Origin of the sequence: Pedobacter sp. D749 (assembly GCF_019317285.1) — a bacterium.
Taxonomy (GTDB): domain Bacteria; phylum Bacteroidota; class Bacteroidia; order Sphingobacteriales; family Sphingobacteriaceae; genus Pedobacter.
In genome coordinates this window covers 2,451,423-2,464,413 of record NZ_CP079218.1, presented here as the reverse complement: position 1 = coordinate 2,464,413, position 12,991 = coordinate 2,451,423, and the positions used below count along the sequence as shown (strand labels likewise).

Genomic DNA, 12,991 nt, shown 5'->3' with positions numbered 1-12,991 from the left:
TCAATCGCCGATACGTGTAGCAAATGCTGCAAACGTATCGGCGATCTTTTTATTTAGGCAATAAGGTGTTAAAACTTAATGCCAACAGAAAACCTGATGTTAAAGGGTTCTCCTTCAACAAAGAAATAGTTATTCCCGGTATATGGGAAATCAGTTGTAATATCCCCGGAAGAAATATAGCGTTTATTCGCCAGGTTATCTGCAATTACCCTAACCCAATATCTCGGATTTGTAAAGCTCACCCCAGCATCAAACTTGGTATAATTCGGCAAAAAAACATCCCGCTGACTAATTGCAGAGAGTTTTGCAATACTGGTTTGGCCGGCACTCAGTGAAATTTTATTATACCCCTTTAATGGAATGCTATATTGAATCCAGGTATTAAAAATTTGTTGAGGCACATCAGGCATTTTTTGTCCTATAATAGAAGGATTGTCTGGTGTAGGATCAAGGTTATTGTCTTTGGTAATTTTAGCATCTACATAGGTGTAATTCGCCACTAATGAAAGGCGATCGGTGATGTTTCCAATCACATCAACTTCAATCCCGTTACTCACTACTTCGCCTAATTGCAGGTAATAAGCTACAGCGCCCGCAGCAGCTGTGTAACTTCTAAAATCCCTGGCAGATACATTTTGTTTTGCCGAGTGGAAACCGTTTATGGTGGTTAGCAACTTGCCATTAAACCATTTTTTTTTAAAACCAAGATCGAAGCTATTTCCGAATTGAGGGTCTATAGGTCTTGTTCCCGTAACTGTCCGCTGTCCTGCCGTTGCACTGGCTGTAGTTTCAGTTACTACCTGACCCGTTTGCGGAACAAAAGATTGGTCATACAAAAAGTAGATGGAAGAAGTAGAATCCGGAGTAAAAGTTAGTGCTAAACGAGGTGAAAAGGCATGTTGCTTGTATTGATCAGGGGTACGTGGACCTTTTGTGGTCGTTAAAATATTCTGATTTCTGTATTCCGTATATCGCGCTCCAATAGTCAGTAGCAATTTATTTAAGGCAATGTTGTCATAAACGTACGCCGCCGTGTAATGAATTTTATTTTCCTGCCTGATGGATCTTTTGGTTACAGCTACCATATTTGGATCGACATCATAATTCGGATTGTTGCGGTCGAACGCGATTGGATTGGTTCCATAATAGGTTGAAAGCGAATCTTTTCCTTTAGTATAATCGCCACCAACCAAAAGGGTATGTTTAAACTGCCCGGTGTTAAATTTACCATTCAGAAATAAGTTGGTGTTATAGGTTTCACCTAACAAATTAGAATTACTGGATATCCGTTTAGTTTTACCCGCATCATCAAAGCTGATCGAAGTTCTGTTATTTGATGAAACCATATACCACTGCGTAGAAGGAGCCTTCACATAATTAGATTGGGAAGTTAGCTGCCAGTTCGAATTGAATTTGTGAACGGCTACAAATCTGCCCGTATGTGTTTGTGCAACACTCAACGGAAGGCCAATACCCGCGCTGTAATTTACGCCAATCGGATCTTGCAATACATCTTTATCCTGGCGAAGTTTATTGATTGATGAACCATTTTTTACTTCACCGCGAATGTAATTATATTCGGCAATGACATAAGTCCGCGGGCTGAAATTATACTGAACTACTGGAGCAATCACATATTTCTCCGTTTTCATCTTGTTCAGATAAGAATTTTGCCGCTGATATGCTGCGTTGAAACGATAAGAAAACCCTTTGTCTAAAGCTTTACTGCCAACATCAACTGTAGATCTGAAAAGGTTGTAATTACCTCCGTTAAGCTGTACATTCAGTAGCTTTTCTTTCGGTGTTTTGGTAGAAATGTTTAATGTTCCGCCGGGTTCGCCAACAGCACTGATAAATCCGGCCGGACCTTTAATGAATTCCAGATTTTCAATTAGCGCTTCATCATCAAGTGTTGCGCCAAGCACCAGTCGGCTGGGCATTCCGTTAATGGTGGTAGCGGCATTAAACCCTCTGATTTTAATGGAAGCAGAATTGTCAAAAGGCGAACTGTTGTATCCGAAATAGATTCCGCTGGCATTCCTGGCCATGTCTTTTAATTGAAAACTTCCTTGCTGCTGTATCAATGCTGCGGAAATACTAATGATGTTTTGAGGCATCTGAAGTAGTGGGATCTGCATTCTCAAGGCTGCAGATAAGGTGTCTTTTCGCAATTTAACAGCTTTTTTTCCGGCAATACTGATTTCTCTTAACTGCTGCGTTCTGTTAGAATCTAATGTAGATTTCGTTTTGCTTTGCTGTTGTGCAAATAGCTGGGGAATGTAAATAAGGGTGATTAATAACAAGTAAAGTTTTTTCTTCATTTCTGTGATTTTATTAAATTGATGGTAATTGTGTTATAATGGTAATTTGATTTTTGTACTCAAGAATAGGATAGAGAGGGAAATAATCAGCAGCCCAAGGATGTCTGTTAAGATATTTGTGTTCTTTTCCGGAGCTGGTTGCATTTTAAATTCGGGAAGATGATGTAAGTCAGCAAGGCTTAAATTTCTATTATGAATAATATAACCTGTCATGAAATCGACCCATGTTTTTTGAAAGTGATTGACCTGGTTTTGATAAGATAAATAATCCGTCAGGCCACTTTCTGCTATTGAGTTGAGCAAGTATTGTGTTTTCGTAGCCGGATTAATCCAGCTTAATTTAGCTGAAATCAAATTTTGCTTTCGTGGATACTGATTGTAATGTATTATCACCGAAGTCATTTTCCTGCCCAGAAGATCATAATAAGCACTGAAACGAACGGTGCTATTCTCGCTGGTATCCGCAGCGCTTTTTAAGGAATTATATTTTGGGTGATTCGCATAAAACGTATCAATAAGCGCTTGTTTAGGCATTGCCCAAATGGCTTCGCTGTTTTCACGTAAAGCAACGGCTTCATCCGTTTTTAATGGAATAGGATACTTCTGGCGAATGAAGGCGTTGGTAAGGGCAGGCAATACCAGGAGAAAGAAGCACCATGCAGCCAGTAGGTAGAGTGCATTCACAGCAGAACTTTTACCGAGTTTGATCAGCATTAAACAGATTGAAAACCAGAATGCCAGATATACTGTAACGGTAAAAAACCATAATAAGGAAGTAGTCAGGTTAAAGGAACTGAGTTGCGAATCACTTATGATTCCGATAGCACTCAGCAACCAGGCCAGTAATGCTACCACTGTAAAACGAAAGCCAAGTTTATAAACGATGATGCGGTTAGGATGCTCTCCCTGAACAGCCAACAGGCGATCAGTTTGTTGTTCTTTCTCTTTCGACCAGGTATTATATGATAATGCGATAGCCAATAATGGGAAAAGGTAAATGATCACATAGGCGAGATCGAAATTTCCGGCTGCGAGCATTTCCGGATTGGCAATTTCAGCATTTGGCGCATTTACTGCATTGCGTTTTCTGGTAATTAACTCATAATAAGGTAATATATCCCTTTGTCCTACAGATAGTGACGATAGTGTTGCAGGTTTGTGTACCGCATTGAGCGGATTCCGGTATTCAATCACAGATGGAATTCCTGCCTGCGCATAGCTGGTTTTTCCTGCCGATGTAGTGGTATCTGCTGTAAAATTTTTAGCCAGCTCATTAAATTTCTGATCGTAATTTCGTTCCAGACTATCAATAGCCGTAAGTTGCTTTTTGGTTAAATGGTAGCCATCATAGATACTGTAAAGGCCTGTTAGAAAGAAGAAAGCAATTAAGCACAATACCAATCGCTGTCTGAGAAGCATGCGCAGTTCAAATTTAAATACGATTTTAAGCAGGTTCATAATGGCGGGCTAAAGAACGTGAAGCGATAAACTGGAGCAATGCGGCGAGTAACAGAATCCATCCGGCAATAGCATATAGTCCAATCTGGTTTAACTGGATCACCTTATGGATAGGTGGAAGCTGATCATCAAAGTTTTGAAGCTGGGCAAAATACTGAGGCCCCAAGGTATACTCACCCTTTACATCTTTACTATGCATGGCGAGTTGCAGATTCAGCGTTTTAATTAAGTGATTGCGGTAAGTTTGCGCCTGTTTAAAAAAATACTGGTGATGATAATAATCGGTGCCAGAAAGCGCCATCGAAATCCGCTTGATGGAGAGAAAAGGATTAAAGATTCCCGCTATCGTTAAAAAGTTTTGTTGTTTATCAAACTGTCGCGATACTTTTTCCAGATAGTAGTTAAACACCATATTACGATAATCCTCATGGTATTGAAAAGTTAAACCCTCAACATTAAAAGGAAGCTCACTAATGCTGTCTACATTGTATTTTTTAAGAATATTATTAACGAAACGTTCCCCGCGTTCTGCATAAGGATCATGGCCGTTAAGCCCCTTTCTGTAGCCCTGTTCAACAAGCTCAGTAAAAGCTGCGCGAGACATAGGCGGATAGCTGCGATCGGCAATCCCGGTGAGTAATTTCGGCGAAACGATGCTCATTAATATCCAGCAGCTCAAGGCAGTTAAAAGTGCTTTTCCAGAATTACCACTCCAGGCTGAAATCAATATGCCCAGCAAGGCAATGAATAAAAAATACAATAGAAATGCTAATATCATCCAAAGTAATCTGGTGAGCAGTACGTCAGATCCGGGAGAAACCAATAACATCATGATCATCAATAAAAAGACTGGTAGAACCACCGTTATGATAAAAAGGTAACTTGAAATTACCTTAACCCATATTAACCTTGAAGTGCTTAATCCCTGAGCCAGCAGCATTTTTAATGTACCCTGTTCTTTTTCTACGGTAATGCTGGTTGCTGTGATGAAAAGGATGAGCAGCGGAATGAGCAATTGCAAAATCAAAGCAAGTGTGAGCCTGCCGAAACGCATGGAACTATCATTTCCTTCCGCATTTGCTGCATTAGGTTCGTGCTGCACATGGGCTTCAATACGGTAGGTATTCCCGGCATAGTCATCTAATCCGGTATCAAATACGTTTAACAGATTGATCGATTTAAAAAGGTAAGTGCCAAAATGCGCCGCATCATGTGGATTGCGTTGTTGATGCGCCCATTGCTGCCTGAAAATTGTGTTGGCTTCAATTCTTTGTTTGTGTGCCGATTGATAATCTAAGTATGTACAAATGGCAGCCGCAATAAAAAGTGTCCAGATCATTACCGTGGAGATGAGCATCGTCTTGTTCCGGTAAATTACCAGCAACTCTTTTTTTATCAGCATTTGCCAAATGGCAAAGTTGTTTTTTTTCATTAAAAGATTAATTTAATAATGCATCAAAGTTGCATTATATTTTACATATTTGCAACTACATTGCATTTACGGTTTTTAAAAAATATTATGGTTAAAGATTTTATCCGCAGGAGAAAGTACCCGTTTTATAAGCAGCCAGATGCCATGGATTGTGGTCCGGTTTGCCTTAAAATGATTGCTGGCTATCACGGTAAGAATTTTTCCATGCAGCATTTAAGAAAGCTTTGCAAAATCGGGAAACAAGGCACCACAATGCTTGATTTAATTGATGCCGCAGAAAACATTGGCTTCAAAACCATGGCTGCGGAATTGGAATATAATAAACTACACAGACTACCCATGCCTTGCATAGTGCACTGGCAAAAAGAACATTATGTGGTGGTTTATGAAGTAAATGATGAATCAGTCTATCTTGCAGATCCGGCGCTTAACAGTAAAATAAAATTAGATACGGCTGCATTTTTATCGGGCTGGAATATCAATGATGATACACAGATTGGTCGGGTATTGTTATTAGAGACAACCCGTTCATTTCATGAAATGGATAGCAAGCCGGAGCATAAAACTTCGTTGTGGAACCTTATTCCTTACCTAAAATTACACCGAAAAGGCTGGTTCCCCATAGCGGTGAGTTTGGCACTGGCCAGTGGTTTCTCACTCTTGATTCCTTTGCTAACCCAAATGATTGTAGATAAGGGCATTCAAGGGAAAAATATCAATTTGTTATTGCTGATTTGTTTAGGGCAGCTGATGCTTTTTTCTGGCCGGATGCTGATGGATTTTGTTCGGGGGAGATTGTTATTTAGAATTGGTGCCCGAACGAGCATCACCATGCTGAAAGATTTTCTGGCAAAACTGATGAAATTGCCCTTTTCATTTTTTGACAACCGGCAGGCGGGAGATAATATGCAGCGCGTGAATGATAATCAACGCATAGAGGAATTCCTGACCAATTCACTCATCAATTTTATTTTATCGGCAATTACCTTAATTGTACTTGGTGGTGTTTTGCTTCATTACAACTGGCAGATTTTTCTGCTATTTATTGTCGGCGCTGGCATCAGCGTAATCTGGTCTAACTCTTTTCAACAGAAGCGAAAAATGATTGATCAGAAGAAGTTCAAGGTACTTTCTGCCAACCAGCAACTGCTCCTGGAAATTTTCTATGCCATGCAGGAAATCAAATTAACTGGGAGTGAAGAAGAAAAAAAACAGCTTTGGGAAGGATTACAAGATCAATCTTTCGATCTCAAACTTGAAGCATTGCAACTTGATCAGCGAATGCAGGGGGTAGGTGCTTTTATTAACGAGGTAAAGAACGTGCTGATCACTTATGCTGCAGCCATGCTGGTGATCCATGATCAGGTAACATTGGGTGGCATGCTGGCCATTACTTATATCTGTGGGCAGTTAAATGCTCCGGTAAACCAGTTAGTGGAATTTTCAAGGGTTTCGCAAAATGCAGCATTCAGTTTATTGCGTATAGATGAAGTGCAACAAGAAACTGAAGAAGATTTTGGCATGGATGATGAAGTGAATGGGGATGGACCGGTAGATATTGAGCTGAATCAGGTATCTTTTCAATACGGGGGCAAACACAGTGCACAGGTATTAAAAAATTTCAGTTTGAAAATTCCAGCCGGAAAAGTAACAGCTATTGTGGGTACCAGCGGCAGCGGGAAGACAACATTGATAAAGCTTTTACTTAAATTTTATGCTTCTTCGGCAGGCAGTATTGAAATTGGTGCGCAAAAAATTGAAGCCATTAATGCCAGATCATGGCGAAAACATTGCGGTGTAGTGATGCAGGATGGATATGTTTTCATGGATACTATCGCTAATAATATTTTCGCAGGAGCGGAAGTTAAAGATTTTAATCGTCTTCATGAGGCAGCTACAATGGCCAACATGCATGCTTTTTTCCTGAAAATGCCCTTCGGCTATGAAACCGTGGTCGGTAGAGATGGATTTGGCTTAAGTGAAGGCCAGAAACAGCGCCTGTTAATCGCCAGGATGATTTACCGTAATCCGGATTACGTTTTTCTTGACGAGGCCACTAATTCGTTAGATGCACAGAATGAACTTTCAATCGTAAATAATCTCAATACTTTTTTTCAGGGTAAAACGGTGCTGATCGTTGCCCACAGGCTCAGTACGGTAAAAAATGCAGACCAAATTGTAGTGCTTCAGCAAGGTGAAATTAAAGAAGTTGGTACGCATCAGCAGTTGCTTCAAATCAAAGGGCACTATTACCACCTGATCAAAAATCAACTTGAACTTGGCCAATGATTTTCCATTAACCTATAACCATCTTATGTCAGTCAGAATTTTCCCTTATTCCTTAGTTCGATATGCGAATCTTAACCACGATGTATTCAATCAGCTTACATTTCATCAAGGCGAAAAGCTGATAGAAACACACCATGAATATCTCAAAAGAAGGGAAGAATTAAAAAATACTTTATGTGATGCCTTATTTCCGATCATCAGTGAACAAACCGACGATCAATTGAGGCAACAGTTAATCAATCTTAAAAGAAAAATATTTAATAACAAGCGGGTAGATGCAGAACAATATACGCTTATTAAAGGCTTGAATGCCAAATTATTATCTGAATATTTTGAAGCTTACCTGTTAAACGAAACCCTAATCAATAAATTCTTTGAGGTAAACAAGAAGCTATTTAACCACGAATTAAGATTACATCAAAAACTTGTTCAGCAAATGGCATTAAACCCAGCGCTGCAAAATGCTTTAATGTTATCCAGCCCGGTGCTTTACACCCAACTGAAAAGTTTTGTTACAAAAGCCCCGGAAAATTTTAAGCAAAAAGAGCTGCGAATGGAATTTAGTTTATTGCGGTATCTCAGCCGGATGGCTTTTAAAACTTCGCCATTTAGCAGCTTTACTTTTACTGGCCTGATGACCACCAGTGCTCATCTGATAAACCATCCAAATAAAAATCCTAAAGTTCAGAGTAAACTGAAGCTGAACAATATTCTTTTCGAATACTTACGATCCATACTGAGGCAACATCCGGTATTGAATGAATATTTATTGCTGAAAATTAATATCACAGCAGAAATCAAAGGTGATAAAATACAATTCCTGACTAATTTCAATAACATCGAATCCTTTCAGCAATTGCCTGCAAATGGTTTGCAACTCTTGATTGTCAATTATTTTCATCAAAACCACCAATCAGTTACTTTAGCCGAATTAATAAAATATCTGTCAGATCATGTAGAAGATGCCAGCCACGAAAGCATTAAAGCTTATATCATAAAATTGATCAACACCGGCTTGTTCGAGCCAGGCTTTGGCTTTTCCGGGATGGAAGAAAACTGGGACATAAAACTATTGTCGTTTTTTAAAGCTGTACCAGATAAAATTCACTTAGTAAAGCCTTTAATCAGCCTTTTCGAAACATTGCAAATTCACCGTGAAAGCTATGCAACAGCAGGAACTGATAAACGCTACGTGATTTTACAGGAGGCAGAAAAAGCAGTGAACAGCACTTTTCTTAAATTACAAAAAGAAGCAAACTTACCTTACTATACGAGTGCTGAGGAGAAAAAAATCATTGGAGAAAAAGAATCTCAAAACCAAGCGGCCTTTTTAACCAACAACTTTGTTCCTTACTATTTCTCGGCACGTAATATTTTTTTTGAAGATTGTTTTACAGATGAAACTGAAGTATTGCCCAAAAAAGGGATAGCGGAGTTTGCTTCTAAAACGAATGCGCTTGCCAAATTTCTGCTACCGCTAGATGTGATGCGAAAAGAGCGCATCAAGATGCGTGATTTTTATATTAAACACTATCCTAGACATGAAAAGATAAAAATAACCGAGTTTTATCGGGACTACTATTTCTATATTAAAAAGCCCGAAATGGAGCAGGTAAACCAGAATGATCAGGCATTAACAGATTCAATGCCTTGGAAAATAGCTGTTCTTACCAAACTGGAGCAACAAACTACTTTAGATGATACATTAAACCTAACCGCTGATTTTTTTGCAGATTTACCTGTTCAACCGGATCTTGGAGAAATTTCATCGGTAGGCGCTTTTGTACAATTTTATGTGTGCGAGAAACGAGACCAGCTTTATGGGGTAATCAATTCGCTTTTACCCGGAATGGGAAAGGTAAGCGGAAGATTTCTGTCTTTGTTTGATTCAAAAATACAGGAAGATTTTATTGCTCAAAATGAGTCATTAAATCCAGAAGTAATTAAAGCTGAACTAAATGATGCGTCAACCTTTAACGCAAATATTCATCCTCCTTTGCTCAGTCACGAGCTTACGCTTCCCTCTGGAAATAATATCTATCCTGCAGATCAGCAAATTAATGTTGGTAATTTAAGGGTTTGCCTTGATTCGGATACGAACAAGCTTAGACTATGGCTAAATGATCATGAACTCTACAGCTATGATTTGAGTTTGGAATCTTTTTATAACCGTTCCAACTTATACCAGTTATTGGCGCACTTTAATCCTGATGCAAGGATTTCATTACAGCCTTTTATCCAGCTGATAGATCAGTATGATCTAGGCAGATTTGCAAATTCAGCGCCTGATGTTTACCTGCTTCCAAGAATCACATTTGAAGAAACAGTAATCATCAGGAGAAAAACATGGAGAATAAAAACTGCTGTAATCCCTGTTCAGCAAACAATGGAGGCGGATTTTGAATATTTTATTCGCTTACATAGCTGGTTCGAATTGCAGAAAATACCAATAAATTTCTTTTTGTTTCTAAGGAAACGTTCTTATCAAAACAAAGCTGTAGATGGCGAGATCAACAAAAAAGAAGGCCTGCATGATGACTATAAACCACAATATTTAACTTTAGATAAGCCGTTGTTTGTAGCTATGTTTAAACGGCTTTTAGCAAGAGCAGGAAATAACATCACCATAGAAGAAGTGCTTCCGGTACCTGTGGAAAGTGGAGTTAAAGAATATTTAATGCAGTGGTATAATGGATAGCACAATCAAACCAATCAGTTATACCTGGCTCAGTCTGCATATTTATTATACCGGAAATGCTGATGAGCTTTTGAAACAGGCCATTGCGCCCTTCATCAGTAAATGGAAATTTTGTTTTTTTGCTGATTCTCCCTGGTTCTTTATCCGCTATTGGGAAGGAGGGAGTCATATTCGGTTGAGACTTCATGCCAATTCGTTTTACCATGAACAGATTACCAGTTCGTTAAGTAATGATCTTTGTCAATTTCAAAGCAATTCTTTCCGGGTGGAAAAAGTTCTGTACGTTGAATATGATCCTGAGATTAGCCGTTATGGGAATGTAAAAAGTATCGCCTGGGCAGAACAGCATTTTGCCGCTTCATCTACCTATGTTTTAAACTGGTTACTGATTAGGGAAAATAGCAGTCAGATTACTTTACAGGCGGTAAAGCTTCACCTGGTTCTATTATTCTGTGCCGGGTTAAAGCCTGACAAAATCATCAGATTATGTGGTTTTTTTATAAACGGATGGTTACCTAAACTTTATCGTTCAGGTTTTTCCGGGGACCATGAAAAGGCATTTTGGCTCAATCAATTTGAACAGGCATTTTTATCCAAAAAAGAAATAGTTTGCCTGGCAGCAGCCTCTTTCTGGGAAGAGCTTGCCGTAAACAGTCTTCATGATGATTTAGCAAAGTATATGATGTGCAGCCAGAAAGTTATGGATCAGTATCAAACAGCAGAATTTGATGAATTTAAATTCCAGGAAATCGTTTCAAGCCTGATACACATGACCAATAATCGGCTGGGCATTGCCAATCAGGAAGAAGCTTACCTGATATATGTGATCAAAACCTGCATCGAATATATTTTTCAAGTATATCATTCCAATTAAATTCTATGTTTACAGCTGCTCAGATCGAAGTTTTTACCAATCATCTTCATGAAATAAAGAACGACTTGCTCTTGCATAAAAAGGAAACAGTGGATGAAGCATGGTGGCCAACGCCTTATTACATCAATCCGAATGAATATGCCTTTCAGGAAAGCTATGATATTTTTAATGGCAATTGCGGAATAGCCTTATTCTTTCTTGAACTTTATCGTTTTGATCAAAGCGAAGCGCACATCAGTTTAATTGATAAAATGATGAGTAGAATGATGAAATCTGAAGCCATCCTCAAACCGAAATTCTTTGCGTTCTATACCGGCCTTGGTGGAGTGATTTATACAAATTTAAAGATTTACGAAGCAACCGGAATCCAGAAATACCTGAATAATGCATTGCTTTTAACATTATCCAACCAAACTCAGCTTAGCACGGAATTACTGAAAGCAGATTTATTAAGTGGCTATACAGGTAATTTACTGATATTTACACTACTTTATCACCACAGTCAGCATGAAGAAGTTTTAAGATTGATCCATTTACTCTTAGACCGGTTAATTCAGGAAGCACGGGTATCAGAGATGGGGTTGAAATGGGATTATCATCAATCGAAAAAGGCATACGATAGCATGACCGGGTTTTCTCATGGGGCATCAGGTATTGCATATTGTCTGATGCAATTGAGTATGTATTTTGATGAACCTGGTTTGTTGTATCTGGCGGAAGAAGTGTTGGCTTATGAAATGCAATATTATCATTCCCCTGCAAATAACTGGCTTGATTTGCGGATAGGCAATTATGAACTTTCAAAACCAGGCGCACATCTCTGGCAACTGGAAACTTTTATTTCAGATATGGCAGGGGCGAATGCCTGGGCACATGGTGCGGCAGGAGTGGGTTTATCAAGGAGTCTTGCATTTGCGCTCACTGAAAAAGAAATCTATTCAGAACATTGTAACCGCACACTTGAAAAATGTTTATCAGATCTTCAAAACAAACCCCGGCCAGATTTCACTTTGGTAAGCGGCTACAGCGGAATGATTCCGTTTTTGATGTGCAATAAGGACAGAGCCGGAATAGCTGATCATATTTGTGATGCGATTGACGGAGCCATTAAACAATATCAAAAAACAAACAGCTACAGCGAATATTTATCATGTGGAGCAGATGATTATGGTCTTTTCTCTGGAAAAGCCGGTGTAGGTTATGTGCTTTTACAATTGATAGCTGGAGATCAATCTGATTCAGTGGCAAAACCAACTTTACCCAAACCTGCAAAAATAATTAATCTGGAAGGACGGTTCTCAACGGTTGATATTAAACGGAAAATTTTTTCGTCATACTTCAAAAGAACTATTGGAAAACTTGATCAGTTAGGTGTCGGCATTGGTGCACTGTATGAAGTAAAGAATATTGATGAGTTTAGTGATGTATTGTCTGTCAAAATCAGCCAGATAGAAGGAGCGAATGAAGCAATCACGCAATCATTCCGGTTGGAATCAAAACTATTGAAGCTATGGAAACTTCATAAAGGTTATTTTAGCTATCAGCAACAAAATATTTACCTTAAGAAAAATGCAGAAAGTGCCAATCAAAAATCAGATTCCGATTTCATGGTGCTGGATTTAAAACTGAGTGATCATGTAAAATATTTCGGAGAAGATGAAAACGGTAGTAAGCTTCTTTTATATAGCCATGAAAGTGGTGTGGAAGAAATTAAAATCGGAACCTTTTCAGCCATCATCGTTGAATCTTTGGTTAATAGGAAAATGAAAACATCCCAATTAATTGATGAAATTACCCACGAATATTTTAAACCAGCTACGGAAAAGGAACAAATCAGTCAAAAAATTGTATTACAAATCCGCCTGTTGTTAATGAGTGGTTTTTTATGTGTAGAGGAATAAACAAGGCGCCAAATGGCG

At 38.8% G+C, this 12,991-nt stretch carries 7 protein-coding genes; 4 read left to right on the top strand and 3 right to left on the bottom strand.

All coding sequences use genetic code 11. The annotated features are described in order from the left end of the window. Positions 1-68: 68 nt before the first annotated feature. The 3 genes from KYH19_RS09895 to KYH19_RS09885 are packed head-to-tail and all read right to left on the bottom strand — an operon-like array spanning position 69 to position 5,211. Positions 69-2,321 carry a TonB-dependent siderophore receptor gene (locus KYH19_RS09895; protein WP_219078569.1) on the bottom strand — a complete coding sequence of 751 codons (2,253 nt, stop codon included), beginning with the start codon at positions 2,319-2,321 and terminating at the stop codon, positions 69-71. Positions 2,322-2,354: 33 nt separating this feature from the next. Further along, the gene (locus KYH19_RS09890; protein WP_219078568.1) at positions 2,355-3,779 is read right to left on the bottom strand and encodes an ABC transporter permease; all 1,425 of its coding nucleotides are present in this window, start codon (positions 3,777-3,779) and stop codon (positions 2,355-2,357) included. Next, on the bottom strand, positions 3,766-5,211 hold the full coding sequence (locus KYH19_RS09885; protein WP_219078567.1) for an ABC transporter permease subunit: 1,446 nt from the start codon (positions 5,209-5,211) through the stop codon (positions 3,766-3,768). Before KYH19_RS09885 ends, KYH19_RS09890 begins: the two co-directional genes overlap by 14 nt. Positions 5,212-5,298: 87 nt before the next feature. On the opposite strand from KYH19_RS09885, the gene KYH19_RS09880 reads away from it, so the two are divergent. The 4 genes from KYH19_RS09880 to KYH19_RS09865 are packed head-to-tail and all read left to right on the top strand — an operon-like array spanning position 5,299 to position 12,973. Beyond that, a complete protein-coding gene (locus KYH19_RS09880) occupies positions 5,299-7,500 on the top strand; it encodes a peptidase domain-containing ABC transporter (RefSeq protein ID WP_219078566.1) in 2,202 nt (733 codons plus the stop codon). A 25-nt stretch (positions 7,501-7,525) separates the two neighbouring features. Then, positions 7,526-10,198, top strand: coding sequence for a lantibiotic dehydratase (locus tag KYH19_RS09875; protein ID WP_219078565.1), 2,673 nt, complete (start codon positions 7,526-7,528; stop codon positions 10,196-10,198). Further along, the gene (locus tag KYH19_RS09870) at positions 10,191-11,072 is read left to right on the top strand and encodes a thiopeptide-type bacteriocin biosynthesis protein (protein ID WP_219078564.1); all 882 of its coding nucleotides are present in this window, start codon (positions 10,191-10,193) and stop codon (positions 11,070-11,072) included. The genes KYH19_RS09875 and KYH19_RS09870 overlap by 8 nt, the downstream gene beginning before the upstream one ends. A 5-nt stretch (positions 11,073-11,077) precedes the next feature. Then, complete coding sequence (locus KYH19_RS09865) at positions 11,078-12,973, top strand: lanthionine synthetase LanC family protein (protein WP_219078563.1); 1,896 nt, start codon at positions 11,078-11,080, stop codon at positions 12,971-12,973. Positions 12,974-12,991 lie beyond the last annotated feature (18 nt).